The sequence below is a fragment of the Amycolatopsis sp. NPDC004772 genome (assembly GCF_053601215.1).
Genome location: NZ_JBSGBK010000002.1, coordinates 31,687 through 57,729 on the forward strand (window position 1 = coordinate 31,687; position 26,043 = coordinate 57,729).

The window sequence follows — 26,043 nt, forward strand, 5'->3', positions numbered from 1 at the left end:
CCTTCCTTTCTGTTGCGTGCGCGGTTATGGTCCCTGGTCATTACCCACCGGTAACGGGAGCCCGCCGTTGAGCGTAGACACCGAAGTCCCGGCCCGGACGGGCAACCGGGTCGCGGCGATCCTCGTCTCGCTCGCGCTCGCGGGCAACAACGCGGCCAGTTACGTGCTGAGTCTGGCCGCCGCGCGGATCCTCGCGCCCGGCGCGTTCGGAGAGCTGAGCTCGCTGCTGGCGGTGCTGGTGATCGGCGTCGTCCCGGCGATGGGCCTGCAGACGGTGGTGGCGCTGCGGGTCGCCCGCTCGCCGTCGCTGTCCCAGGGTTCGCTGTTCGCGCTGGGCTTGGTGACGAGCGCGATCGTCGCGACGACGGCGTTGATGCTGAGCCCGTTGCTGGTGCTGTTGCTGCACCTGGGTTCGCTGGCCCCGGCGCTGCTGGTGACGGCGGCGCTCGGGCCGTTGACGCTGCTGGGCGTGTTCCACGGGCTCCTGCAGGGCAGCCACCGGTTCGCCGTGCTGTCCGGCCTGATCGCGCTGGAGGGCGCCGGCAAGGTCGGCGGATCGCTGGTGGGGCTGGTGCTTTCGGGGTCCCCGACGGGGGCGCTGGCCGGCGCGGCGGTGGGTTCGCTCGCGGTGGTGGCGGGCTGGCAGCTCTGCGGCCGCCCGCGGCCCCGCTGGGCCGACCGCCACGGCAGCGAGGTGCTGCACACGGCGCAGGCGATGTTGGCGCTGGTGCTGCTGGTCAACCTGGACCTGGTCCTGGCGCGCCACACGCTTCCGGCGGGCGAGGCGGGCGAGTACGCACTCGGGGCGATCGTCACGAAGATCGCGTACTGGCTGCCGCAGGCGGTCGGGGTGCTGGTGCTGCCGCGGTTCGCGGTGTCCGACCGGCGCCGGCGGGTGCTGCCGGTGGCGCTGCTGGTGTGCGGCGGGCTGGACGCGTTGGTGCTGCTGGTGTCGCTGGTGCTGGGCCCCTCGCTCCTGGCGGTGATCGGCGGCGCGCGGTACGCGGGCAGCACGATGCCGGTGTGGCCGTTCGCCCTGGCGGGTTCGATGCTGGCGCTGGTCCAGATCCTGCTGTACGCGCGGCTGGCCGACGGCGACCGCCGCGTCACGGTGCTGATGTGGTCGGCAGTCGCCGCGGAGGCCCTGCTCATCACGACGTGGCTGCACGGATCACCCACCCAGGTGGTCACCGCGGCGACGTGCACGGCCGGCGCGTTGGCCGCGGCCGGCGCGTACCTCGAGTTCCGCCCGCGTGACCGAACCCGGAACTCGCGTGATCAGCCCCGTAACTCGCGTGATTGAAGCCGGATCTCGCGAGTTACGGCCTCAATCACGCGAGATCCGTCTCCCATCACGTGGATTACGGGGCTGATCACGTGGGTTCGGTCGGGTTTTGCTTTCGGGCGAACCAATCCACGCACGTTGCGACCATGGCGGCTGCGGCGAGCAGGAGGGCGGCCTGGGTTACCGGGCCGTAGGCCCACTCCTGGCCGTGGCCGAGGATGCGGCCCGTCACCGAGACCGCCGCTGCCACGGCCATGCCGCCGAACGCCAGGTACCTCGGCGCGCGCTCCGAGAACTGGCGGGCCAGCAGGCACGCGATCAGCAGCACCACCGGCAACATCCCGCCCAGCGCCACCAGCAACCCGATCAGCACCACCGGGATCCAGGCACCGCCGGGTGAGATCGTGAACCGGCGACGGCGGCGGGCCGGCCAGGCCACGCCCACCAGCAACAGCAGCACCGCCGCCGCGCCGATCAACAGGCTCAGGCGGTAGTGCGCGTCCGGCGTGAACGACAGCGACACCACGCCGCCCGCTCCCGCCGGGACGATCCAGGCCTGCTGCCAGCCGTCCACCCGGGTGCGGGTCAGCTGCTGTCCGTCCAAAGTGGCCGTCCAGCCCGCGTTCGCGTTCTCCGGGACGGCCAGCACCGCCTCCGCGCCCGGCCCCACCGTCACCGACCGCGACGCCGCGTCCCAGGCACCCACCTGTACCGCCCGGTGCACCGGCGGCGACGTGCTCCCCGCCGGCTTCAGCCACAGGTCCTGGACGACGAACGACTCCGACCGGTCCGTCCGCAGCTCGTGCCCGCCCGCCGGCAGCGCGATGCCGCCCTCCGAATCGCGGCACATCCCCAGCGTCAGCGGCCGGTGCTCGGTGATGTCGGACAGCTTGCCCTGCACCGACGTCCGGTAGTCGAGCCCGTCCAGGTGGATGTTCGGCCCGGACCCGCACGGCACGGTGAACGCCGGGTCCGGCGCCGGGAGCAGGCCGTCGCTGCCGGACAGCGTCAGGCTGCCGACGCCCACCACCGCGCGCGCCGCGGGATCGTCGTCGTCGCCCGGCAGCACGAGCTGCAGCTGGTCGGTGTCCAGGGGCTCGAAGGACGCCGACCCGCTCGCGTCGAGCTGCACCGTCCGCGTGCCGGACCGGCCGGTCAGCTCCACCTGCCGGGGTGCCCGCGCGCCACTGGCGGGCGAAACCTCGATGCGCAGCCCCGAAATCCGCTTCGGCGACGGCCACCAGAGCGTCAGCGTCGGCCGCAGGTCGGTGACGTCGGGGCGCCACGTCGTCCCCGGATCGCCGTCCACTGCCGCGAACCCGGCCGCCGCCGGGTCGCCGCCCAGCTGGGACGTCGACGCCACAGTGACCCCCGGCAGCGACACCGGGTTGCGGCCGCCGCCCGCCGGCAGCACCGAACCGCCGACCAGGTACGTCTGCTCCGCCGGCGTGCTGAACAGCCGCCGGATCCCGTCGGGCTCCTCGCCGTCGCGGGCGGCCGTGGCGTCACAGCGCACGGCGGCACCCAGCGGCAGGCACGCGTACCGCGGCTGCTGACCGCGGGTGAAGGCGAACCCGGGGGCCGGCCCGGTCGGCAGGTCCGCGGGCACTTCCAGGGCGCGCTGCGGCTCGGTGCCCGGGATCGTCAGCTCCGCGATGCCGACGTTCCCGTCCTGGCGCCCCACCACCAGCGACAGCAGCGTGATCCGCACCTTGCGGGTCAATCCGGCGGCGACGGCGTACTCGTGCGGCCCGGCCCCGCGGATCACCGGCTGGTCGACCGAACCGTTGTCGGTCGTGATCCGGATCCGCGTCGGCGGCCAGCCCACCCGCAGGTCGTCCACCATTTCCAGCTGGACGGTGTTCACCAGCCGCGGGGTGTCCAGTTCGACCTCGAGCCACTGGCCGATCGGCCCGGTGAACGACGACGAGTGCCACGCCGTGCGCGGGTCGCCGTCGATCGCCGCGAACGGCTGGTGCGAGGGATCGGACCCGCCGAAGGCGTCGGCGAACGACGCCGCCGTCGACGCCGTCACCGAGCGGATCCCCCGGTACGCGGCCACGGTCTGGTGCTCCTGGCCCGGGAACGGCAGCAGGTCGCCCGCCGCGCGCTGCTGCCGGTAGGCCTCGCCCGCGGTCAGCGTCTGGCTGAGGTTGTCGCGGACGCCGCCGACGTTCCGCTCGGCCCGGCGCAGGCCGTCGGTGACCAGCCGCGGGCCGCCGGGGGACCCGCCGTCGCCGGTGAGCACGGTCGGCGTCGCCGGGTCGAGCTGGCCGGAGTCGATCAGCGGCAGCAGGTTCTCCGGGCCGCCGCTCACCGTCGGGACGTCCGTGGTGGCCGTCGCGGTGGCCAGCGGCACCGGCTTCCGGACCTCGTAGACTTCGAGGGGGCCGAACGCGGCCGCCTTGGCGATCCCCGGCGAGCCGGCCAGCCCGGCGCGCAGGGTCGCGATCGGCGGGGCCGCGGTCCGTTCGCGGTCGATGTCGTTGCGCAGCAGCAGGAACCGGTAGCCGGAGCGCGCGAGCAGCGCGGCGAGCCCGGGATCGCCGCGGCCGTCGGCGAGCGCCGCGTCCACCGAGTCCATCAGCCGCGTGTTCCCTTCGGACCCCAGCGGCACCTGGTTGCGGACCGCCCACGGGCTGCGCGCGATCGCCTGCGCGGGCTCGTCGACCGTGCGGCCCCAGTCGTATTCGCCGAAGCCGGTGGCCGGCAGCAGCAGCGTCCGCGCGTTCGGATCGGCCTTGGCGACGTACCCCATCGCGTCGTACCAGTAGCCGGGAACTTCGTTCCAGCCCGGGCCGGACCGCAGGTTCAGCAGCCACGCCGGCGCGGCCATCACCAGCACCAGCAGCAGGCCCAGCGCGGGCCGCAGGAACCGGCGCGCGGACCGCACCGGCAGGGGGCTGGAGATGCCGTGCACGAACGCCAGCATCAGCGGCAGCCGCAGCACCGGCTCGAACTTGTGCACGTTGCGCAGCGGGGCGAGGGGCCCGTCGAGCAGGTGCCGGACCTGCTCGGCGAGCGGGCTGTCGAGCGTGCCGACGTACCCGATGGTCAGCAGGGTCAGCCCGGTGACCACGCCGAGCACGAGGAACCGCCGGTCCGGGAGGCCGCGCCGGGTCAGCCCGAACAGGCCGACGCCGGCGACGAGCCCGGTGGCGAGCATCAGCACCGGGTTGTCGATCAGCGACCAGCCCCCGGGCCACCACGGCGTGCCCTGGACGACGTAGGCGACCCACTGGTTGGTGCCGCGCAGCACCTCGAACAGCGACATCGGCGCGGTCGTGTTCGTCGCCGACTCGATGTAGTCCAGGAACGGCAGGCTGTACTCGCCGAGCAGCAGCAGCGGCAGGATCCACCACAGCGTCGCGCCGACGACGAAGACGAACCACCACAGCACGAGCTCGACGTGCGCCCGGGTCCAGCGGCGGGTCAGCAGCCACAGTCCGGGGAGGACGAGCGCCATCACGACCATCGCGCCGTTGACCCCGCCCATGCCCAGCACGGCCAGCGCGGACAGCCCGGCGGCCCGCCGCGGCGAGCCGATCGCCCCGGCCCGCACGAGCGGCACCAGCACCCACGGCAGCAGGACGGCGGGCAGCATTTCCGCGGACAGGCCGCCGATTTCGGTCAACATGCGCGGCGCGAGCGCGTACCCGAGCGCCCCGATCAGCCGGGTGCGCTCGGAGCCGATCTTCATCGCCCGCGCGAGCAGCAGGGCGCCGCCGAACGCGGCCGAGAGCAGGACCGCGCCCCACAGCCGTTGCGCGATCCACGCGGGCACGCCCACGGCCTGGCACAGCGCGAAGAACGGGCCCATCGGGAAGAGGTAGCCGTACGCCTGGTTCTGCAGCTCCCCCGCGGTCGCCTCCGGGTTCCACAGGTGCAACGCGCGGCCGAGGAAGGCGAGGGGGTCGACCGCGAGGTCCAGTTTGGTGTCGAACGTCGTCTTCCCCGGCATCTGCAGGAAGGACAACGTGGTCAGGGCCAGCACGATCCAGGTGCTGGGCCGGCTGAAGAACGCGCCCACCGAGAACTTCCGGGCGCCGCTCGAGGGCGGGGCGTCGTCCCGGGTGCGTTCGCGGGTGGCGGTTACCATCCGGTAGATACTAGGCCGAAACCTGGCTACCATGTGCCGACGATTTTCCCGAGTCCCCCCGAACCCCTGGCAGGTGCGCCATCTCCTTCGAAGATGCCTGGGCTCTGGCCGAGCCGGTCAAGGGCTGGATGACGCGCGCGCAGGGCGAAGCCCTCTGGGACGCCGCGTGCCGCCTCGAAAAGGGTGACGTCGTCCTGGAAATCGGCAGCCACCAGGGCCGTTCCACGATCGTCCTCGGCGCCGCGGCCCGCACGGCCGGGGCCACGGTGATCGCCGTCGACCCCTTCGTGGACGGCCGGTTGTTCGGCGGATCGCCGACGCGGCAGCTGTTCGAGCGCAACATCCGGCGGGCCGGGCTGGACGACGTCGTCGAGCTCGTCGCCGGTTACAGCACGAAACTGCGCCCTGACTGGGACCGGCCCATACAGCTGCTTTACATCGACGGCAAGCACGACTACTGGACCTACACCGACGACCTGCGCTGGTCGGCGCACCTGCCGCCGGGTGCGGAAATCCTGGTCCACGACTGCTTTTCGTCCATCGGCGTCACGCTCGGCACGATCGTGAAGGTCCTCTTCGGACGGCGGTACACCTATCTGGACCGGGCCACGTCGCTGGCGCGGTTCCGGCTGGCGCCACCGTCCACGGCGGACCGGCTGCGCGTCCTGGCGCAGCTGCCCTGGTTCCTGCGCAACGTGGTGCTCAAGGTGCTGCTGCGCCTGCGGTTGCGGCCGGTCGCGCGGTTGCTCGGCCACGACAGCCCGTACGACCCCTACTGAGCCCTCCCACGAGCGTCGTGAGTGGAAAGGAGGGTTAGAACCCTACTTACCACTCACGACGGGCTTTCCGATCTCGATCTTCGCCAGGCACACGGGCGCGCCCGGGCTCGACAGCTGCACGCCGATGTGGTCGTACAGGCCGTCCACCGGCAGGTACAGCGAGTGCAGCCCGGCCTGGAACCACACCGGCGTCCGCTCGACCAGCCCTTCGCCACCGTCCGAGGTGTAGTAGTCGAGCTTGAGCAGGTGCCGGCCGAGCACCGGGGTGTCCAGCGGGATGCGCACCAGCGTCTCGCCGATCGTGTTCCCGCAGTTCGGCACCGGCCCGGGCAGGCTGCGGGAAACCGGTTCCACGCCGGTGATCAGGTGCGGGGTACCGGTCGCGTCGAGCTGGTGCATCCGGTTCGTCGGCTGGTCGAAGTGGGTGCCGGGCAGCAGGCCCGCCACCCGCGACGCCCGCGAGTCCGCCCCGAACCATTCGTGCACCACATCGGACGGCACGAAGGTGTCGTAGAACACCAGGTCCGGATCTTCGGCGACGGCCGCGCGCACGTTTCCCAGGTACTGCCCGGAATGTTCGAACCGCAGCGCCGGGGCGAGCCGGGAAAAGCCCACCGCGGAGCTGACGAGCAGAAGCACGCACACGACTAGGGCGATCGGCCGCTCACGCCTTCCGCCGGACGGCGCACCCGGCGAAAGAAAGGCGAACGCGCCGCACAACGCGGCCACCAGCGCCAGATCGGCGACGTACCGGGGGTCGTCACCCGCCCCGGGGCCGACTTCGCGCAGCCGGGTCAGCGCCAGCAGAGCGACGTCCACGGCGAACACCGCCGCGAGCAGCGCCCAGGCGCCCCACGCCCGCCGTCCCCCGATGCGCACGCCGGCGACCACCACGGCCACCGTGGCCGCCAGCAGCGCGACGACGACCACGAACGGCGACGGCGCCCAGGTCGCGCCCGCCCCGGGGCCGGACCACGGCCCGCCGGCCAGCCCGGGCAGCAGGGTGTCGCCGAGCATCCGGCCGGTCAGGTCGGCGACGGTGCCGGCCGACATCGGCTGCTCCCCCTGGCCGACCTGGCTCGACGTCGCCACGAAGAAGACGATCACGAACGCGGCCAGCAGCACGGCTTGGGCCGCCCAGTAGCGGACGTGCTCGCGCCACGACCGTCCGAGCAGGACGGTCACCCCGGCCAGCAGCACCGGGATCACCGCGGCCTTCTCGTAGAACGCCAGGCCGAACACCGTCCAGGCGAAGGCGCCGAGCCACCAGCGCCCGCCGTCCTGCAGGTACCGGACGTGGGCGTGCAGCGCCCCGGCGGTGGCCAGCACCACCGGGACGAGCTGGATGCCGTAGGACCACCACAACGTGGGGACCAGCAGCAACGTCGACGCGGTGAACACGGTGAACGGCACCAGGATCGCCCAGCGGCGGCCGAAGCAGCGCACCAGCAGGCACCAGAACAGCACCGTCGCGACGGCCCGCATGAGCAGCAAAGGCGCCATGAGCAACGGGAAGTTCAGCGGCGCCCACCAGGTCAGCACGGCGGCCAGGAAGAACCCGCCGGGCTGCAGGTGGCCGTGGTAGTCCTGGAACAGGTAGCCGAGGTCGAACGGGCCGGCCGCGGCCGCCTGGTGGGTGACGACGAAGTCGTCCTGGGCGAGGCTGCCGTGCAGGGCCGCCCAGACGTGGAAAGCGAGCGGCACCACCCCGGCGACGAAGGCGGCGATGACCACTGTGGACGGTCTTCGGAGCACCCGGGGCGCGGGCTGTTCGGTCTGCACCAACACGGGGGTCCTCACTTCTTGCAGGCGGGCGGCTGGCACATGAGCTTGCTCAGTGCCTGGTAGAAGACGTCGGAGATCTTGCGCGGGTCCGGCGTGGTGAAGGATTCGCCGCCGGTCGCGGCCGAGATCTGCTTCAGCTCGCTCGAATCGATGTCCGGGCCGATGCCGATCCCGATCACCGGCAGCGGTTTCCGCGGGTCCTGCAGCCGGCCCAGCTCGGACAGCAGGCCGGGCAGCCCGATCGAGTCGCTGTCCTCGTTGCGGCCGTCGGTGAGCACGACGACGACGTTGATCCGGCCGAGCTGCCAGCTCTGCCGGGCGTTCTGGTACGCGGCGAGGATCGAGTCGTACAGCCCGGTCGCGCCGCCGGGCTTCGGCTTGACCGCCTGCAGGGTCGCCACCCCGCCCGCGGCCAGCTGCTCGGCGATCGACCGCATCGGCAGCAGTTCCTTGTAGTCCTTGGTGCCGTCGAGCTTGGTCGAGAACAGCCAGAGGCCGATCTCGGTGGTCGGCTTGAACAACCCGAGCCCCTGCGTCGCGGCTTCGAGGGTCAGCGACATCCGGCTGCGGCCGGTGCCGGGCACGGTGGCGGCCATCGAGCCGGACACGTCGAGCAGCACCTGGACACGGGCGCTGAGGTTGGCCCCGGCCCAGGCCTGGAGCACGCCGTACATCGCTTCGGGCGCGGGCGGCCCGGCCGGGCGCGGGCCGGCGTCCGTGCGGGTGTCGCGCGGACGGTCGCCGAGCAGCTGCCCGGACGGCGTCCGGAACCCGCCGTCCGCAAACGCCTTGGTGGCGGTCTGGTCGAGCAGCAGCCGCAGGAACCGTTCGGCCGCCGAGCGCGAGGCTTCCGAAGCCCGCGGGAGCACGACGTACGGGTAGTCGAAGCTCGGTACCCCGGCGGCGGGGTAGGCGGCGACGAGCTTGCGCGCCAGCACCGACTGCTCCGAAGCCGGCCACGCGGGGTACGGCTGCTTCACCGCCGAAAGCTTGCGGATCTCCTCGGTGAACGCCGCGGCCGGATCGGGCGCGTTCTTGGTCACCTGCTGCAGGCCGATCAGCGCCCCGATGGCGGCCGGGTCCCGGGCCGGGTCGGGCAGCCCGACCGGGCTCCCGGCGAGGACGTCGGCCCAGGACGGCGACTTCCCGGGCCAGCCGGCCCGCTTGGCGACGTCTTCGGTCAGCGCCAGCACCACCGGCGAACTCGCCACCGGCTGGCCGGACTCGGGGAGGTTCCACGCGCCACCGTCGCGGGCCTGCAGCAGCCAGGTGCTCGACTCCGGCACCCAGACGTCCGGGCCGTTCGCGCCGTTGGCCTCGAGCGCGGTCGCGGTGGCCGTCGACGGGCTCGCGGTGACGTCGACGGAGTAGCAGTCCCGCGCCGGGACGGTCCGGGCGAGCTCGGTCAGCACCGGCGCGATGTCCGGCGCGGCCGTCAGGTGCACCGGGGTCGTCGTGTCGCAGCCGCCGCCGGCCAGCCGGTTCTTCAGGTAGTCGAACCCGGCCCACGCCAGCAGCGCGACCACCAGCAGCGCGCTCAGGACGACGACCCGCGCGTCGATCCGCCGGGCCCGCGCCGGGTGTGCCGCCATGCACGTCCTTCCGTGGTGAGGTGCTGGCAGCTTGCCAGCCGGGTGAGCGGGAAGCCAGTACCGGAAGCGGAACGTCACCACGGGTGCGTGAGCGTCCGGTGAAGGAATGACGTCCTGCGGCCGTTTTGGTGATTGACCGTGTGGTGACGCGGTTCGTGCTTGACCGCCGTCCCACACGGGTAATTGCACGATGGCGAACCCCGGAACGAAAGGCCAGCCCGTGCGCACCATGTACGACGCGGTGACGGCCGCGAACATCCCCGCGGACGCCCGGATGGTCGCGGGCTACATCGACCGGATCAAGCTGCCGCCCTGGACGCCCGCCGACTGGGCGCGGTTTCCCAACGCGGTCAAGGTGACCATCGTCAAGAAAGCGGTGACGAACGACGGGCACGTCCTCGACGTCGAGCCCGGCGACGCCACCCCGGCCGAAGCGCCGGGCTGGGTCCGGATGCGCCGCGCGGCGGGCGCGGACCCGACGATCTACTGCAACCTGTCGACCTGGCCCTCGGTGCGGGCGGCGTTCTCGTCCGCCGGTGTCGCCGAGCCGCACTACTGGATCGCGCACTACAACGGCGATCCCGCCATCCCGGCCGGCGCGGTCGCCAAGCAGTACCGCGGGAACGTCGCCCCCGGCTACGACGTGTCGTCCGTCGCCGACTACTGGCCCGGCGTGGACGGCTCCGGCCCATCGAGTGGAGTGGAGATCATGGAGCGCATCACCGTGACCCCGCCGAACGCCGCGGAGAACGCGGTGCGGGTGTTCCTGTCCGGCAGTTCCGCCGCGGCGGTCATCATCCGCCCCCGCCTCGGCGGCGACGGCTTCGCGAAGCCGATGTGGGTGGGCGACATCTACGCCTGGGGCAGCGACCACCAGGGTGTCGGCCACAACCCGACGAAGACGGGTGGGTACAACTCGAAGCTGACGTCGCACCGGCGCTACGACCTCCCGGGCGCGGTGTGGGCGGACATCAACTACAGCGCGGCCGAGCCGTTCGAGATCGACATCGTCGGGTAGGTCTCACGCGGGCGGCAGCGCGCGGCACAGCGCGTCGACGGCCGCCGGGTAGGCGTGTTCCGGCGGGGTCGCGTAGCCGACGACCAAGCCGTCCATTGTGGACATCGTGCTGTCCGGGTGGCGGAACGCGGCCAGGCCGTCCAGCGCCAGTCCCTGCCACGCCGCGGCCTTCAGCGCCGCTTTCTCGGTGCCCGGCGGGAGCCGCAGCACGGCGTGCAGGCCGGCGGCGATCCCGGTCGGCGTCACGTGCGGTGCCCGCTCGGCGAGCGCCGTGACCAGGTGGTCGCGCCGGCGGCGGTAGTGCTGGCGCATCCGGCGGATGTGCCGGTCGTACCCGCCCGCGGTCAGGAACTCGGCCAGGGTGAGCTGGTCGAGCACACTCGCCCAGGCCTCGCGCTCGCCTTTCGCGGCCAGCACCGGGTCGACGAGGTGCCCGGGCAGCACCAGCCAGCCCAGGCGCAGCGCGGGCGACAGGCTCTTGCTCACCGAGCCGACGTAGACGACGTGCTCGGGGTCGAGGCCCTGGACCGCGCCGACCGGCTTGCGGTCGTAGCGGAACTCGCCGTCGTAGTCGTCTTCGATGAGCACGCCGCCGGTCGCGCGGACGTGCCCGACGACCGCGGTGCGCCGGTCGTGGTGCAGCGGGCCGCCGGTCGGGAACTGGTGCGCGGGCGTCAGGAGCACCCTCGGGACGTCGAGGTCCTCCACGCGGGCGCCGCGATCGTCGAGGTCCAGCGGGATCGTCCGGACCCCGGCGGTGGCGAAGATCGAGCGGTGGAACGCGAGGCCGTAGGACTCGACGGCGAGCGGCCCGCTCAGCACGGCCGGGAACAGCAGCCGCAGGGCGTGCGCGAACCCCGAGCAGACGACGATCCGCTCCGGCGACGTCCGCACGCCGCGGGCGCGCGCGAGGTACTGGACGAGGGCTTCCCGCAGTTCCGGGCGGCCGCGCGGGTCGCCGGGGCCGAAGGCGTCGTGAGGCGCCACGCCGAGCGCGCGCCGGGCGGCGGCGAGCCATTCGGTGCGCGGGAACGCCGTCGTGTCCGGCTGCCCTTGGCGGAGGTTGTACGCCGGTTTCGCCGCGGCCGGTTTCCGGGCCGGCGCCCGGATCGGTTTCAGCGGCTCGGCCCGCTCGGCGACACGGGTACCGGAGCCCTGGACGGCGGTGAGCCACCCTTCGGCGACCAGCTCCGCGTAGGCGTCGGCGACGGTGTTGCGGGCCAGCCCGAGGTCGGTGGCGAGGGAGCGGTAGGGCGGCAACCGGGTGCCGGGGGTGAGCCGCCCGGCGCGGACGGCGTCCCGCAGCGCGGCGATGAGCGCGGCCCGCTTGCTGCCGGGTCCCAGCTCCAGGTGGAGGTCGCGCTCACCAGAATTGACCCAGTCTCTTGCCACAAAAATGCACCATACACGTGGGTCAAACCGGCCGTAGATTTCTGGTCATGACGAACTCCCGCATCAACTTCGCCAAGACCGCCCCGAAGGCCTTCAAGGCCCTGATCGGCTTCGACGCCGCGGCTCGCGCCGGGCTCGACCCCGCGCTGGTCGAGCTGGTCCAGATCCGCGCGTCGCAGCTCAACCGCTGCGCGTACTGCCTGCACATGCACACCTCGGACGCCCGCAAGGCCGGCGAAAGCGAGGAGCGGCTGCACCTGGTCGCGGTGTGGCACGAGGCCGGCCACTTCTTCAGCGCGAAGGAGCGGGCGGCGCTGGCGCTGACCGAAGCCGTCACGCAGATCGCCGGGGGCGTCCCCGACGACGTCTACACCCGGGCGCTCGAGGAGTTCGGCGAGGAGGAACTGGCTCAGCTCCTCGCGCTGATCTTCACGATCAACACGTGGAACCGCATCGCCATCACGACGGCGAAGGTGCCGGGCACGGACGAGCGGGTGGCCCGGTGAAGCGCCTGGCGTTGCTGGCCTTCGCCCAGCTGATCATTTCCCTGGACTACAACATCGTGTACGTGGCCCTGCCGGACATCGGCCGCGACCTCGGGTTCGGTGCCCAGAGCCTGCAGTGGGTGGTGAGCGCCTACGCCGTGGCGTTCGGCGGGGCGCTCCTTTTGGGCGGGCGGGCCTGCGACCTGTTCGGCCCGCGCCGGATGTTCGCGCTGGGGAGCCTGCTCTACGCGGTGTCGTCGCTGGCGGGCGGGCTGACCGGCGATCCCGGCCTGCTCATCGCGGCCCGGGCCGGCCAGGGCCTGGGCGGGGCACTGCTCTTCCCGGCGACGTTGACGCTGGTCAGCACGTCGTTCGCGGCCGGCCGCGAGCGCAACCGCGCGTTCGCGGTGTGGGGAACGGCGGGCGGCAGCGGCATGATCCTCGGCTCGCTGCTGGGCGGGGTGCTGACGCAGGCGTTCGGCTGGGCGGCGGTGTTCTTCGTGAACGTCCCGCTGGCCACGGCCGCGGCGTTGCTCGCCTTCCGGTTGCTGGCCGCGGATCCCGCGCGGGAACCGGGCCGCCGCTTCGACCTCGCCGGTGCCCTGACCGCGACGCTCGGCACGACCTTGGTGGTGTTCGCCCTGGTCGAAGGCCCGGAGCTGGGCTGGCTCCCGGTCTCGGGCGTGGCCGTGGCGGGCTGCGCGCTGCTGGGCGCGTTCGCCGTGGTCGAGCGCCGCAGCCGCGACCCGCTGCTGCCGCCCCGGCTGCTGCGGGACCGCAACCTCGGGACGGGGGTGGTGGTGACGTTCCTGTACATGGGCACGTTCGGCACGCTGCTGTACTTCCTGACGGGGTACTTCCAGGGCGTGCACGGCTACGGCGCGCTGGCCACGGGCTTGGCGTTCGGCGTCCCGATGCTGGCGATCGCGGCGGGCTCCCAGGCGGCCGGCCGCTGGGCGACCCGCTACGGGACCCGCCCGACGCTGGTGGCCGCGTTGGTGGTGGGCGGTGCCGGAGCGGTGGCGCTGGGGTGCGCGATGACGCTGGAGGCGTCGTACCCGGCGCTGGTCCCGGCGCTGGTGGTGCTGGGGCTGGGCCAGGGAGCGGGCTACACGCTGATGTTCGGCGCCGCGACAGCCGGGATCCCGGCGGCGGACCAGGGCGTGGCGTCCGGAGTCGTGTCGACGGCCCAGCAGGTCGGCGGTTCGGTGGGGCTGGCGGTGTTCGTGGCGGTGGCCAACGCGGGCGCGCACGGGCTGTCGGGCGAAGCACTGCGGGCGGCCACAGTGGACGGTCTGCGGACGGCGGTTTTCCTGGCCGCGGCGGGGATCGCGGTGACGGCGGTGGCGGCGTTGCGGTTCCGCGGGGCCGCGCGGGCGGCTGTGGTGGCTGTCTGAGCAGCCCCCGGTTTCCACGCTAGCGGAAGGGTCCGACGGTTTCCGGGGCCGGACCGCTCGCTCCGTCCCGTTTTCCCCAAGCTGGTGCGGAAGGGCCACCATCCCCCGGGTGGTGGCCCTTCCGCGGTCCCCTCGGCCGGCTCAGTCCGCGAGCGCCAGCAGGTCCTCCTGCGGCACGACCGGCTCCTCGGCCGGCCGCTTCCGGGCCACCACGCCGCTGATCGCGATCAGCAGGCCCAGCACCGCGATCCCGGTGACCACGCTCAACGCCGGCGTCAGCCCGGTCAGCAGCGCGGCGGGCGAGGCTTCACGGCCGCCGTTGGCGGTCAGGACCGCCGTCACCACCGCGAGCCCGATCGCGCCGCCGACCTGCAGGGACGTGTTCAGCAGGCCGCCGGCCAGCCCCTGCTCGTCGTCCGCGATGCCGGCCGTGGCCTGGATGTTGAGCGACGAGAAGGCCAGCGTGAAGCCGATGCCCAGCAGGATCATGCTCGGCAGCACGCTGCCCGCGTACCCCGAGTGCTCGTCGATGCGCAGGAACAGCGCGTACCCGATGACGTGCGAGACCACGCCCGCGAAGATCGTGCGCGGCGTGCCGACCCGGTCGATCAGCGGCTCGATGCGCGGGGAGCCGAACGCCACGATCAGCGCCGCCGGCAGGAAGCCCAGCGCCGTCTGCAGCGCCGACCAGCCCAGGACCCGCTGCAGGTACAGCATCACGACGAACTGGAAGCCGATGTACGCGCCGAAGAACAGGGCGCCACCGAGGTTCGCGCGGGCCAGCGGGCCCGAGCGCAGGATGCCCAGGCGCAGCAACGGGTGGCGGCTGCGCTTCTCGATGACCACGAACGTCACCAGCAGGGCGAGGGCGACGGCGAACGTGATCAGCGTGCGCGGGGCCGCCCAGCCGATCTCCGGTGCCTCGACGACGCCGAACACCAGCAGCAGCGAGCCGGCCGCGCCGGTGATGGCACCCGGGAAGTCGTAGCCGCGGCCTTCTTCGGCGCGGTACGACGGGATCAGCTTCCACGCCGCCACCAGCGCGACCAGCGCGATCGGGGCGGGCAGCAGGAACGTCCAGCGCCAGCCGACTTCGGTCAGCAGGCCGGAGAACACCAGGCCGGCGGAGTAGCCGCTGGCGCCGAACACGGCGAAGATGCTGATCGCCTTGTTGCGGGCCGGGCCCTCCTGGAACGTCGTGGTGATGATGGACAGCGCGGCCGGCGCGGTGAAGGCGGCGGCCAGGCCCTTGATGAACCGGCTCGCGATGAGCAGGGCACCGTCGTCGACGAGGCCGCCGAGCAGCGAAGCCAGCGCGAACACGGCCACGGCGACGAGGAACACCCGGCGGCGGCCGAGCAGGTCGGCGGTGCGGCCGCCGAGCAGCAGCAGGCCGCCGTAGCCGAGGACGTACCCGCTGACGACCCATTGCAGCGCGTTGGTGGACAGGCCGAGGTCGGCCTGGATGGCCGGGAGCGCGACCCCGACCATCGACACGTCGAGCGCGTCGAGGCCGATGACGATCGAGACGGTGAGCAGGACACCCCAGAGACGTGCGTCCCACCGCGTTGAAGTGGTGGACAAGGACACGGAAGAGCTCATGGCGGCGACATTACATGCACGCACATTTAATGTCCAAGCATTTAATGTGTTTGCATCTGATGTCTGCGCATGCTAAGTTGGTCGCCGTGAGCGACGTCGCCGAGAAGGAACTGGTCCAGGAGTGGCACGAGCTGCTGGCCCGCTATTCGGCCGTGTTCAGCAAGCTGGAGTGCCGCCTCCAGGAGCGCCACGGCATCGGCGCGAACGAGTTCGAGGCCCTGGAGCGCGTCGCGACCGGCGAGTCCAAGTGCCGCTCGGCGGACCTCACCGAGGCGATTCACCTGAGCCAGAGCGCCACCTCCAGGCTGGTCGCCCGCCTGGAGAAGGACGGCTTGGTCGAGCGAGCCCTGTGCGAGATGGACCGGCGCGGCATCTTCGTGACGATCACGGACGCCGGCCGCGAGAAGTACCTCGCGGCGAAGCAGACGCACCGCGAGGTGCTGGCGGAATTCCTGCGCTAGCCGGTCGGGCCCTCGATCGCCTTCACCGGCCGCTGGCCATCAACGCATCGCTCGCCCCAGGCAACCAGACACAGCGGCGCGGGCCCGCGCACCCGGCACCGCACGGCCCCGCCCCCACAACGGCCGCCCTGCCGCGACCACCCGACCAGCCACCGCACGAAGCGATCAGCCGGTCGGGCCCTCGATCGCCTTCACTTGGATCTGCTGCTGTCCACCCGTAGCCCGGGTCACCGTCAACGTCAGCTGGTCGCCCGGGTGGTGGGTGTCCATCACGTTCGTCAACGTCGTCGCCGAGCTCACCGGCTTGCCGTCGATGGCCGTGATCACGTCGCCCGCCGCGAGGCCGGCCTTCTGGGCCGGGCCGCGCTGGACGACCTCGCGGACCCTGGCTCCTCCCTGGCCGTCCGTCACCGAGACGCCGATGAACGCCGTCTTGCCGATGTGGATCTTGTCCGTGGCCTGGCCCGCGACGATCTTGTGGGCGATGTCGACCGCCTGGTTGATCGGGATGGCGAACCCCTGGCCCGTGCCGCCGCTGCGGCGGCCGTTCAGCTGGTAGCCGGTCGAGGCCGCGGTGTTGACACCGATGACCTGGGCGTTCGCGTTGACGAGCGGGCCCCCCGAGTCACCTGACTCGATGTTCGCCCGGACCTGGATGAGCCCGGTGAGCTGCTCGGACGAGCCACTGGACTCGTCCGACGCCGTGATCGACTGGTCCAGGGCCGTCACCGTGCCCGGGGCCGGCACCGGGTCGCCGCCGCGGCCGCCCGCGTTGCCGAGGCCGAGGATCTGGTCGCCCACCTGGGTCGTCGACGAGTCGCCGATCGACGCCGTCGGCAGGCCGGAGGCGTCCCGCAGCTGCAGGACCGCGATGTCCTCGGTGCGGTCGTAGCCGACGACCTCCGCCTGGTACGTGTCGCCGGTGCCGATGCTGGTCACCTTGATGCTGGTCGCGCCGGCCACGACGTGGTTGTTGGTCAGCACCTCGCCGTCGGCCGTGAGCACGATGCCGGTGCCCGCCGCGGCCGCGCCCTGCAGCCCGAGCTCGGTGTTGATGTTCACGATCGCCGGGTTGACCTTGGCCGAGACGGCGTCGACGTCCAGGACCGTCTTGGCCTCGCTCGGCTGCCCGGAGAAGCCGAAGTTCTGGTTGCCGCCCGCGGTGGGCGCGTTCGCCCCGGAGATCAGGTGCCCGATCCCCAGCCCGGCGACCACGGCCAGCGCGATCGCGACGACAGCGACGCTCAGCGCGCGAAACGGGTGACGCTTGCGCGGCGGCTGGTAGGCGGGCGGCGGGTAGGCGTAGCCCGGCTGGGTGTAGGGCTGCTGCGGGTACGGGCGCCCCCACTGGTCACGCGGCTGCTCGTAGTAGCCCTGCTCCCCGGGCGGCCGGTACTCGTAGCCGGAGTCCTGCGGATACCCGTTCCGGCCGTAGAAGTCCGGCGAGTACCCGCCCTGGCCGTAGCCGTACGGGTACTCGCCGCCGCCCTGCGGTCCTCGGTCGTACTCGCTCATGCACAGCTCCAGCTCTCGACAAGCCTCCGGCCCTACCAGGAAACGCCTCGATCCTGAGAATTTCCTGGTGCGCTTCCATGGACTTGCTGTGGATTACCCGTTCGAGAGCCGGGCGTGACCCGACGTGACCGGCGTTACCCGCTCAGCGCCGGATCCGCTCCATGCCGGGGTCGACCAGCGGCTCGGCGGCCACGGTGGCCGCGACCCGGCGGCCGAAGTACTCGATCTCCACCCGGCTGCCGACGTCCGCCGACGCCGGGAGCCACGCGTAGGCGATCGGCCGCCCGACGGTGTACCCGTACGCCGCACTCGTGACGTACCCCGAGGCCACGCCCTCGACGAACACCGGTTCCTTGCCGAGCACGACCGTGCGGCCGTCGTCGATCGTCAGGCACCGCAGCCGCCGCGACGGCGTCCGGCCCTCGATCGCCTCCCGGCCCAGGAAGCCGCCCTTCGCCGGGCGCACGGCGAAGTCGACGCCGGCCTCATACGGGTCGTGCTCGGTCGTCATGTCCGTGCCCCACAGCCGGTAGCCCTTCTCCAGCCGCAGGCTGTTGAACGCCGCCCGCCCGGCCGCGATGACGCCGAGGGGCTGCCCGGCCGCCCACAGCGCGTCCCACAGCCGCAGGCCGTTGTCCGCGCCGGTGTAGATCTCCCAGCCGAGTTCGCCCACATAGGACAGTCGCATCGCGACCACCGGCACCCCGGCGATCCGCGCCTTCCGGGCCCGGAAGTACTTGAGCCCGGAGTGCGAGAAGTCCTCACGTGAAAGCGGCTGCACGAGATCGCGCGCCAGCGGCCCCCACACGCCGAGGCAGCACGTCCCGCCGGTGGTGTCCCGGACCCGCACCCCGGCCGGCGCGTGCTTGACGAAGTGGTCGACGTCGATGTTGCCGTTGATCCCGACCTGGAACACCTCGGGCTCGAGCCGCGCCACCGTGACGTCGCTGCGGATGCCTCCGGCGTTGTCCAGCATCAGGGTGTACGTCACCGAGCCGACCGACTTGTCCAGCTGGTTGGTGGTCAGCGCCTGCAGGAACTCGAGGGATCCCGGGCCGCTGATCTCCACGCGCTTGAGCGGTGTCATGTCGTAGAGCGCAACGCCGTTGCGCGTCTGCCACGCTTCGGCCGCCGCGATCGGCGAGTGGAACTGCGCTGCCCACGCATCCCGCGCCGGCGGGTGGGCGTCGTGCGGCAGCTTCTTGAGCAGGGGCGCGTTGGCCTCGAACCAGTGCGGCCGCTCCCAGCCGCCCGCCTCCAGGAACACCGCGCCCAGCTCCCGCTGCCGCGCGTGGAACGGCGTCACGCGCAGGTCGCGCGGGGACAGTTTGGGCTGCAACGGGTGCAGGATGTCGTAGACCTCGACGAAGTTCTGCTGCGCCGTCTCGTGGACGTACGAGGGCGCGAGCTGGACCTCCTCGAAGCGGTGGACGTCGATGTCGTGGGTGTCCACTTCGGAATGCCCGGCGACGAGCAGTTCGGCGACCGCCTTGGCGATGCCCGCCGAGTGCGTCACCCAGATCGCCTCGGCGAGCCAGAACCCGCGGACGTCGGCCGACTCGCCGACCAGCGACTGGCCGTCCGGGGTGAAGGAGAAAATGCCGTTGAAGCCCTCCTCGACCTTGGTCTGCCGCAGCGCGGGCAGGAGCAACTGGCTCTGCTCCCACGACGGTGCGAAGTCGTCCTCGGTGAAGGGCAGCATGGACGGCATGGCCGTCTCGGTCACCGCCGGATCCAAAGTGGACTCGTCGACCGGCATGGGCCGGTGGGCGTAGGAACCGATGCCGAGCCGGTCGCCGTGTTCGCGGAAGTACAGGTCCTGATCCTGGTGGCGCAGGATCGGCAGGCTCGCTTCGACCTCGTCGGTGGTGCGCCCGACGAGGTCGGCGACCTGCCCGGTCTTGACGTACTGGTGGGCCAGCGGCAGCAGCGGGACGTCCATGCCGGCCATCGCGCCGATCTCGCGGCCCCAGAACCCGGCGCAGGAGACGACGACGTCGGCCGGGAAGTCGCCCTGGTCGGTCCGGACGCCGGTGACCCGCCCGCCCTCTTGCAGGACATCGGTCACCCGCGTGGAACCGATGAACCGGGCGCCCCGCGAAGTCGCGCGTGCGGCCAGCACCTCGACGGCCTTGGCGGCCCGCGCGAGCCCGTCGGTCGGGACGTGCAGCGCGCCGAAGATCCGCGAACCGTCCAGGAGCGGCCACCGCTCGACACACTCGGAGGCGTCGATCAGCGCGCCCGGCACGCCCCACGACGTCGCCCAGCCGTGCTTGCGCTTGAGGTCCTCCCAACGCGCCGGGGTGGTCGCCACCTCCATGCCGCCGACCTGGAGGAAGCAGTCCAGTTCCAGGAACTTCGCCACGGTGTACTTCGCGAAGTCCGTCATCGCCTTGGACGCGTTGGTCTGGAACACCAGGCCGGGCGCGTGCGAGGTGGACCCGCCGGTGCGCGGCAACGGGCCCCGGTCGAGCACGGTGACGTCGGTCCAGCCGCGGGCGGTCAGCTCGTCGGCCAGGTTCGCGCCGACGATGCCGGCGCCGATGATCACGACCTTCGGTGCACTCATGGCGGAACTCCTTCTACCGGAAGACGACGGTGCTGTTGCCGTTGAGCAGGACGCGGCGTTCGCAGTGCCAGCGGACCGCGCGCGAGAGGGCGAGCGCTTCGGCGTCGCGGCCGACGGTCACGAGCTCGCGCGGCGAGTACGTGTGGTCGACCCGCTGGACCTCCTGCTCGATGATCGGGCCCTCGTCGAGGTCGGGCGTGACGTAGTGCGCGGTCGCGCCGACGTACTTGACGCCGCGGTCGTAGGCCTGGTGGTAGGGCTTGGCGCCCTTGAACCCGGGCAGGAACGAGTGGTGGATGTTGATCGCGCGGCCTTCGAGCTTCTGGCACAGCTCGTTGGACAGGACCTGCATGTACCGGGCGAGCACGACGAGATCGGCGGAGTACTTCCCGACCAGGTCGAGCAGCCGCTGCTCGGCCTCCGGCTTGGTGTCCGGCGTGACCGGGACGTGCACGAACGGCACCCCGGCCGCCTCGGCCATCGGCCGCAGGTCCTCGTGGTTCGAGACGACCACCGCGATCTCGGCGCCGAGGCCGCCCGCGCGCCAGCGGAAGAGCAGGTCGTTGAGGCAGTGCCCGAACTTCGACACCATCACGAGGACCCGCGGCGGGGTGCCGTCGGAGAAGCCGAACTCCATGCCGAAGTCGCCGGCCACCGGGGCGAACGCCCGGGTCAGGTCGTCCACCGTGGCCGGTTCGGTGCAGGTGAAGGACGTGCGCAGGAACAGCGAGCCGCGGACGTCGTCGTCGAACTGCTGGTGCTCGACGATGTCGCAGCCCTGCCCGACCAGGAACGTCGTGACGGCGTGGACGATGCCCGAGCGTTCCGGGCACTTGAGCGTCAGGGTGAAGGTCACGGGACGTACTCCAGACTCGCGTCGGCCAGCCACGCCCGGAAGTAGTCCGAAAAGGACTGCCGGACGAGGATCGTGTAGCCCTCGTCTCGGACCATCAGCACGATGCCGGTGCGCGCGAACAGCGTCTGGACGCAGGTGCCCGGCGGCGACACCGCCAGGTCGATCGAGCACCCGTGCGCCAGCACGTCGGCGGCGTGCGACCCGGTGAGCCGCACGACGTTCCGCTGCGCCGAGACATCCACCACGGCGTCGCATTCACGAGAGAGCACCGCTTCCAGTTCGGCCTGGCGGCCGGGTTCGGCGAGGACGAGGTATTCGTCGGGGCCCATCCAGAGGATTTCGACGTCGTTGCCGCTGGTGAAGGTGCACGCACCGGGCAGCGGGACGCCGAGGAGCGACTCGCCCTCGCGGAGGCGGACGGTGAGCTGGGTGCGGAACGGTTCGTCGACCGCGTCAACCGTCACGGCGGGCTCCTTCCTTGTCGAAGAGGACGGATTCGGTCACGGTCACCGGCACCACCTGGTCCCCGACCGGCACGTACAGCGTCTCGCCGATCCGCTCCCGGCCGGAGCGCACCAGGGCGAGCGCGAAGGTGCGGCCGAGGGCGGCGCTGTCGTAGCTGGAGGTGACGTGGCCGAGCATCCGCACCGGCGGCTCCGGCACGGTCTCGGATTCGATGATCTGCGAGCCTTCGGGCAGCAGCACCGACGGATCGACCGGCAACAGGCCGACGAATTGCTTGCGGTCGGGCCGATTGTTCTCCGCGCGGGCGAACGAGCGCTTGCCGATGAAGTCGGCTTTCTTCTTCGACACCGCCCACGACATGCCGAGGTCCTGTGGGGTGACCGTGCCGTCGGTGTCCTGGCCGATGATCGGGTAGCCCTTCTCGGCGCGCAGGACGTGCATGGTCTCGGTGCCGTACGGCGTCGCCCCCTGGTCCACGATGGCCTGCCAGAGCGCCGGTCCGTGCCACGACGGGACGTTGATCTCGTAGGCCAGCTCACCGGAGAAGCTGATCCGGCAGACGCGCGCCGGCAGACCGGCGACCTCGGCGTCCTGCCAGGTCATGAACCCGAAGGCCTCGTTGGAGACGTCGAGGCCCGGCGCCAGGCGGCCGAGGACTTCCCGCGAGCGTGGGCCGACCAGCGGGATCGTGGTCCAGTGCTCGGTCACCGACGTCGCGAAGACGCGCCGGTTCGGCCACTCCGTCTGGAGCCACTCCTCCATCCATTCGAGGACCTTCGCCGCGTTGCCGGTGGTCGTGGTGACCAGGAACCGCTCCTCGCCGACGCGGATCACGGTCCCGTCGTCGAGCACCATGCCGTCGACGCCGCACATCACGCCGTAGCGGATCCGGCCGACCTTCAGGGTGCTCATCAGGTTCGTGTAGAGCATGTCGAGGAACCAGCCCGCGTCCGGACCCTGGACGTCGATCTTGCCCAGGGTGGATCCGTCCATGCACGCGACGTCGTTGCGGGCCGCGCGGCACTCGCGTTTCACGGCGTCGGCCATCGACTCGCCGGGCCGCGGGTAGTACCACGGCCGCTTCCACTGGCCGACGTTCTCGAACTCGGCGCCGTGCTCGACGTGCCACGGGTGGATCGTCGTGACGCGCACGGGATCGTGCAGCTCGCCGCGGTTCCGCCCGGCCAGCGCGGCGAACGGCACCGGCGTGTACGGCGGCCGGAACGTCGTCGGACGGCGGTCGGCGAGGTCGACGCCCAGTGCCTCGGCGGTGATGCCGGCGGCGAGCATGCCGGACGTCTTGCCCTGGTCGTGCGCGGTGCCGATGGTCGTGTACCGCTTGACGTGCTCCAGCGAGCGCAGCCCGGCACCGGTGGCGCGCAGGACGTCGGACACTGTGGCGTCGCGCTGCTGGTCGACGAACCGGGTGTCCACTTCGGACTCCGGTGCGGGCACCTGCCAGAGCACCTCGGTCTCCGGCAGTCCTTCGCCCGCGGCCGCGCCCACGACGGTCACGTTCGGCAGGTCGCCGGCCGGGACGTAGGCACCGAGTTCCGGGGCGTACCGGAGGGTGCCGCGAGCCTGGCTGTAGAGGTGCACGGCCGGGTTCCAGCCGCCGGAGACGAGCAGCAGGTCGCACTCGACCCGCTCCCCTTGCAGCTCGCCCAGCTTGGCGACGTGGGCGGCCGTGATGTGGGTGTCGCCGCCGGTGCCGATGACGCCGTGGCCCTCGCGGGCGTCGACGATCCGCACGATCTCGGCCCCGGCCGCCGCCAGGTCGGAGGCGGCTTCGTAGGCGGAGTCGTTGGTGGTGAACACGACCACGCGCCGCCCGGCGAGGACGCCGTACCGGTTCAGGTACGTGCGCGCGGCCGAAGCGAGCATGATGCCGGGGCGGTCGTTGTCCGGGAAGACGATCGGCCGCTCGTGCGCACCGGTGGCGACGACGATCCGCTTCGCCCGGATTCGCCAGACTCGCTGCCGCGAAATGCGCTCGGGAGGTTCGCCCCGGCGCTCCAGGGCGAGCACGAACCCGTCGTCGTAGATGCCGAACGCCGTGGTTCGCGAGAGGAACCGGACACCCTCCGGGGCTTCGCCGTCGGGCTGGTCGTCCACGAGCAGGACCCGGCCCTCCGCCGCAGCGGCGGCGGCTCGCCCGGCGGGGCCGGCGCCGATCACCAGGACGTCGCAGTGGGCGTGCTTGGCGTCGTACCGCGCCGGGTCCGGCTCGGTGGCGAGCCGGCCCTGACCACGCAGGCCGCGGGCCTCCAGGCCGTCGTACAGCTCGACCGTCGTGGCCGAAAGCATCGGCTCGGGGAACGGCTTTTCGATCTGCACCAGGGCGTTCGAGTCCTCGACACCGGCGCCGACGATGCCGCGCGGCCGGCCGTACTTGATGCTGGTCGCGACGTGGTGGATGCCGTTGGCCAGCAACGCGGACGCCAGGGTGTCGCCGAGGTAGCCGGTCAGCTCGCGGCCGTCGAAGGTGAACTTGAGCGGAACGCCGGACAGCCGGGTCATGAGATCACCGGCCGGGGCTCGTCGAGGCGGTAGACTGCCAGGAGGTCGTGGGTACGGGTGTCGCGGACGGCGTTGAACCACCGGCGGCAACCCGCGGAGTGGCTCCACCGCTCGGCAAACGGCCCGCTCGGGTTGTCGCGGAAGAAGACGAACTTCGCCCACTCCTCGTCCGACAGCGCCGAGGGATCCGCCGGGTAGGCGACGTGCGCTTGGCCGCCGTAGTGGAACTCGGCTTCCTCGCGCGGCCCGCACCACGGGCAAGGGATCAGCTGCATCGAAGCTCCTAGTGGGCCACGGCGGCGGCGCCGTGCTCGTCGACGAGGGCACCGGTGGTGAACCGGTCGAGGGCGAAGGGCTCGGCGTACTCGTGCGGCTTCCCGCGCGCGATGGTCCGCGCGAAGACGTCCCCGACACCGGGGGTGGCCTTGAAGCCGCCGGTGCCCCAGCCGCAGTTGAGGAACAGGTTCTCCACCGGCGTCAGGCCGATGATCGGGGACGCGTCCGGGCTGGTGTCGACGATCCCGGCCCAGGTCCGCAGCAGGTGCGCCCGCGCGAACACCGGGAACAGCTCCAGCGCGGCCGCCATCTGCTGCTCGATGATGTGGAACGAACCGCGCTGACCGTAGCCGTTGTAAGAGTCGATACCGGCGCCCATCACGAGTTCGCCCTTGTGCGCCTGGGAAACGTAGACGTGCACGGCGTTCGACATGACGACCGTCGGGTGGATCGGCTCCAGCAGCTCGGACACCAGCGCCTGCAACGGGTGCGACGTCAGCGGCAGGTCGAGACCCACCATGCGGGCCAGCACCGAGGTGTGCCCGGCGGCGCACAACGCCACCTTGCCCGCGGCGATCCGGCCCCTCGACGTCTCGACGCCGGTGACCCGCCCGCCGCTCGTGGTGATGCCGGTGACCTCGCAGTTTTGGATCAGGTCGACGCCCATCTCGTGCGCGGCGCGGGCGAATCCCCAGGCCACGTAGTCGTGCTTCGCGATGCCCGCGCGCGGCTGGAAGGTCGCGCCGAGCACCGGGTAGCGGACGTCCGGCGAGGTGTTGACGATCGGGCAGATCTCCTTGACGCCGTCGGCGTCCACCCACTCGGCGTCGATGCCGTTGAGCTTGTTGGCCTCGACGCGCCGGACGCTGTCGCGGACGTCCTGCAGGCTGTGCGCCAGGTTCAGCACCCCGCGCTGGCTGAACAGGATCGGGTAGCCGAGGTCCTCTTCGAGGCCTTCCCACAGCTTGAGGGAGTGCTCGTAGATGCCGGAGCTCTCGTCCCAGAGGTAGTTGGAGCGGATGATCGTGGTGTTGCGGGCCATGTTGCCGCCGGCGAGCCAGCCCTTTTCGAGCACGGCGACGTTCGTGACACCCTGCTTGGCCAGGTAGTACGCGGTGGCGAGGCCGTGCCCGCCGCCACCGACGATGACCACGTCGTAGCTCTTGCGCGGCTCGGGGTTGTCCCAGAGGAAGTCCGGGTGCTCCGGCAGATCGGTCATCGAGCGTCCTCCGAGGACTGGTCGACTTCTGATATATCAATCGTCGATGTAGGCTAAGCGTCATGCACCCGCAGGTCAATCCCCCGTCGCTGGCCGAACAGGCGTACCTGTTCGTCCGTGATCGCCTGGTCATGCTGGACATCCCGCCGGGTTCCCCGCTCAACGAGGAGGAGCTCGGCACCGCACTCGGCATGGGCCGGACGCCGATCCGCGAGGCGCTGAAGCGGCTGGAGTCCGAACGGCTGGTCGTCGCCTACCCGCGGCGCGGGACGTTCGCCACCGACGTCAACATCTCCGACCTCGCGCACATCTCCGAGGTCCGGCGCACCCTCGAACCGATGGCGACGGCCGCCGCGGCCGAACGCGCGACCGAAGCCGACCGGGCCGCGCTGACCGAGCTGCGCGCGCAGCTCGACGCGGGTGCCCCGGACCGGGGCAACGCCGAACTGCTGCGCACCGACCTTGCCCTGCACCGGGCGATCTACCGGTGCGTGCACAACCCGTTCCTCGAGGACACGCTGATCCGGTACGACAACCTGGCCACCCGGATCTGGTGCGTGTTCGTGCCCCGGCTGTCCGGGATGGCCGGCCACGTCGACGAGCACGTCCCGCTCCTCACCGCGATCATCGAGGGTGACGCCGAAAAGGCGGCCGCGTTGACGCAGGCGCACGTCACCGGGTTCGAGGCCGCCATCCGCGCGCTGATCTGAACCCAAGCCCTCGTGAGT

General features: G+C 71.9%; 19 protein-coding genes. 7 read left to right on the plus strand and 12 right to left on the minus strand.

The window, feature by feature from the left end; all coding sequences use genetic code 11:
* Nucleotides 1-67 precede the first annotated feature (67 nt).
* Nucleotides 68-1,303: a lipopolysaccharide biosynthesis protein gene (locus tag ACWEF6_RS01445; protein WP_449681061.1), complete on the plus strand. Its 1,236-nt coding sequence runs from the start codon at nt 68-70 to the stop codon at nt 1,301-1,303.
* Between the two features lie 70 nt (nt 1,304-1,373).
* On the opposite strand, the gene ACWEF6_RS01450 is transcribed toward ACWEF6_RS01445, so the two are convergent.
* Nucleotides 1,374-5,384: an alpha-(1->3)-arabinofuranosyltransferase domain-containing protein gene (locus ACWEF6_RS01450; protein ID WP_449681062.1), complete on the minus strand. Its 4,011-nt coding sequence runs from the start codon at nt 5,382-5,384 to the stop codon at nt 1,374-1,376.
* Nucleotides 5,385-5,512: 128 nt separating this feature from the next.
* Here ACWEF6_RS01450 and ACWEF6_RS01455 point away from each other — a divergent pair, with 128 nt between their 5' ends.
* Complete coding sequence (locus ACWEF6_RS01455; protein WP_449681063.1) at nt 5,513-6,163, plus strand: class I SAM-dependent methyltransferase; 651 nt, start codon at nt 5,513-5,515, stop codon at nt 6,161-6,163.
* Between the two features lie 42 nt (nt 6,164-6,205).
* On the opposite strand, the gene ACWEF6_RS01460 is transcribed toward ACWEF6_RS01455, so the two are convergent.
* Both ACWEF6_RS01460 and ACWEF6_RS01465 read right to left on the minus strand, forming a co-directional pair.
* Nucleotides 6,206-7,948 (minus strand): hypothetical protein, encoded by a 1,743-nt coding sequence (locus tag ACWEF6_RS01460; protein WP_449681064.1) that lies wholly within the window; start codon nt 7,946-7,948, stop codon nt 6,206-6,208.
* An 11-nt stretch (nt 7,949-7,959) separates the two neighbouring features.
* Entirely contained in the window at nt 7,960-9,540 is a 1,581-nt protein-coding gene (locus ACWEF6_RS01465) for a substrate-binding and VWA domain-containing protein (protein ID WP_449681065.1), read from the minus strand.
* Nucleotides 9,541-9,760: 220 nt separating this feature from the next.
* Here ACWEF6_RS01465 and ACWEF6_RS01470 point away from each other — a divergent pair, with 220 nt between their 5' ends.
* Nucleotides 9,761-10,558 carry a hypothetical protein gene (locus tag ACWEF6_RS01470; protein WP_449681066.1) on the plus strand — a complete coding sequence of 266 codons (798 nt, stop codon included), beginning with the start codon at nt 9,761-9,763 and terminating at the stop codon, nt 10,556-10,558.
* A 3-nt stretch (nt 10,559-10,561) separates the two neighbouring features.
* Here the strand turns inward: ACWEF6_RS01470 and pdxR are convergent, their stop codons facing one another.
* The gene (gene pdxR, locus ACWEF6_RS01475; protein ID WP_449681067.1) at nt 10,562-11,950 is read right to left on the minus strand and encodes a MocR-like pyridoxine biosynthesis transcription factor PdxR; all 1,389 of its coding nucleotides are present in this window, start codon (nt 11,948-11,950) and stop codon (nt 10,562-10,564) included.
* 47 nt (nt 11,951-11,997) lie between these two features.
* Between pdxR and ACWEF6_RS01480 the strand changes: the two genes are divergently transcribed.
* On the plus strand, nt 11,998-12,456 hold the full coding sequence (locus ACWEF6_RS01480) for a carboxymuconolactone decarboxylase family protein (protein WP_449681068.1): 459 nt from the start codon (nt 11,998-12,000) through the stop codon (nt 12,454-12,456).
* A complete protein-coding gene (locus ACWEF6_RS01485; RefSeq protein WP_449681069.1) occupies nt 12,453-13,832 on the plus strand; it encodes an MFS transporter in 1,380 nt (459 codons plus the stop codon). Before ACWEF6_RS01480 ends, ACWEF6_RS01485 begins: the two co-directional genes overlap by 4 nt.
* A gap of 141 nt (nt 13,833-13,973) precedes the next feature.
* Here the strand turns inward: ACWEF6_RS01485 and ACWEF6_RS01490 are convergent, their stop codons facing one another.
* Entirely contained in the window at nt 13,974-15,434 is a 1,461-nt protein-coding gene (locus tag ACWEF6_RS01490; protein WP_449681070.1) for an MFS transporter, read from the minus strand.
* Between the two features lie 86 nt (nt 15,435-15,520).
* On the opposite strand from ACWEF6_RS01490, the gene ACWEF6_RS01495 reads away from it, so the two are divergent.
* Complete coding sequence (locus ACWEF6_RS01495) at nt 15,521-15,895, plus strand: MarR family winged helix-turn-helix transcriptional regulator (RefSeq protein ID WP_449681071.1); 375 nt, start codon at nt 15,521-15,523, stop codon at nt 15,893-15,895.
* A gap of 165 nt (nt 15,896-16,060) precedes the next feature.
* Here ACWEF6_RS01495 and ACWEF6_RS01500 read toward each other — a convergent pair whose 3' ends face one another.
* From ACWEF6_RS01500 to ACWEF6_RS01530, 7 genes are all read right to left on the minus strand, one after another.
* On the minus strand, nt 16,061-17,410 hold the full coding sequence (locus ACWEF6_RS01500; protein WP_449681072.1) for a S1C family serine protease: 1,350 nt from the start codon (nt 17,408-17,410) through the stop codon (nt 16,061-16,063).
* A gap of 142 nt (nt 17,411-17,552) precedes the next feature.
* Nucleotides 17,553-19,979: a GcvT family protein gene (locus ACWEF6_RS01505; protein ID WP_449681073.1), complete on the minus strand. Its 2,427-nt coding sequence runs from the start codon at nt 19,977-19,979 to the stop codon at nt 17,553-17,555.
* Between the two features lie 13 nt (nt 19,980-19,992).
* A complete protein-coding gene (gene purU, locus ACWEF6_RS01510; protein ID WP_449681074.1) occupies nt 19,993-20,835 on the minus strand; it encodes a formyltetrahydrofolate deformylase in 843 nt (280 codons plus the stop codon).
* Nucleotides 20,832-21,299, minus strand: a complete 468-nt coding sequence (locus ACWEF6_RS01515; protein ID WP_449681075.1) for a sarcosine oxidase subunit gamma — start codon at nt 21,297-21,299, stop codon at nt 20,832-20,834. Before ACWEF6_RS01515 ends, purU begins: the two co-directional genes overlap by 4 nt.
* Nucleotides 21,289-23,820 carry a 2Fe-2S iron-sulfur cluster-binding protein gene (locus tag ACWEF6_RS01520; RefSeq protein WP_449681076.1) on the minus strand — a complete coding sequence of 844 codons (2,532 nt, stop codon included), beginning with the start codon at nt 23,818-23,820 and terminating at the stop codon, nt 21,289-21,291. The genes ACWEF6_RS01515 and ACWEF6_RS01520 overlap by 11 nt, the downstream gene beginning before the upstream one ends.
* Complete coding sequence (locus ACWEF6_RS01525; RefSeq protein ID WP_449681077.1) at nt 23,817-24,095, minus strand: sarcosine oxidase subunit delta; 279 nt, start codon at nt 24,093-24,095, stop codon at nt 23,817-23,819. The genes ACWEF6_RS01520 and ACWEF6_RS01525 overlap by 4 nt, the downstream gene beginning before the upstream one ends.
* An 8-nt stretch (nt 24,096-24,103) precedes the next feature.
* Nucleotides 24,104-25,315, minus strand: a complete 1,212-nt coding sequence (locus ACWEF6_RS01530; protein WP_449681078.1) for a sarcosine oxidase subunit beta family protein — start codon at nt 25,313-25,315, stop codon at nt 24,104-24,106.
* 62 nt (nt 25,316-25,377) lie between these two features.
* Here ACWEF6_RS01530 and ACWEF6_RS01535 point away from each other — a divergent pair, with 62 nt between their 5' ends.
* Nucleotides 25,378-26,025 carry a GntR family transcriptional regulator gene (locus ACWEF6_RS01535; RefSeq protein WP_449681079.1) on the plus strand — a complete coding sequence of 216 codons (648 nt, stop codon included), beginning with the start codon at nt 25,378-25,380 and terminating at the stop codon, nt 26,023-26,025.
* Nucleotides 26,026-26,043: the final 18 nt, after the last annotated feature.

Coding starts and splice junctions, on each gene's coding strand:
- ACWEF6_RS01450 (WP_449681062.1), bottom strand. CDS start 5,384: ATGGTAACCGCCACCCGCGAACGCACCCGGGACGACGCCCCGCCCTCG.
- ACWEF6_RS01455 (WP_449681063.1), top strand. CDS start 5,513: ATGACGCGCGCGCAGGGCGAAGCCCTCTGGGACGCCGCGTGCCGCCTC.
- ACWEF6_RS01465 (WP_449681065.1), bottom strand. CDS start 9,540: ATGGCGGCACACCCGGCGCGGGCCCGGCGGATCGACGCGCGGGTCGTC.
- ACWEF6_RS01480 (WP_449681068.1), top strand. CDS start 11,998: ATGACGAACTCCCGCATCAACTTCGCCAAGACCGCCCCGAAGGCCTTC.
- ACWEF6_RS01490 (WP_449681070.1), bottom strand. CDS start 15,434: ATGAGCTCTTCCGTGTCCTTGTCCACCACTTCAACGCGGTGGGACGCA.
- ACWEF6_RS01500 (WP_449681072.1), bottom strand. CDS start 17,410: ATGAGCGAGTACGACCGAGGACCGCAGGGCGGCGGCGAGTACCCGTAC.
- ACWEF6_RS01505 (WP_449681073.1), bottom strand. CDS start 19,979: ATGAGTGCACCGAAGGTCGTGATCATCGGCGCCGGCATCGTCGGCGCG.
- ACWEF6_RS01520 (WP_449681076.1), bottom strand. CDS start 23,820: ATGACCCGGCTGTCCGGCGTTCCGCTCAAGTTCACCTTCGACGGCCGC.
- ACWEF6_RS01525 (WP_449681077.1), bottom strand. CDS start 24,095: ATGCAGCTGATCCCTTGCCCGTGGTGCGGGCCGCGCGAGGAAGCCGAG.
- ACWEF6_RS01530 (WP_449681078.1), bottom strand. CDS start 25,315: ATGACCGATCTGCCGGAGCACCCGGACTTCCTCTGGGACAACCCCGAG.
- ACWEF6_RS01535 (WP_449681079.1), top strand. CDS start 25,378: ATGCACCCGCAGGTCAATCCCCCGTCGCTGGCCGAACAGGCGTACCTG.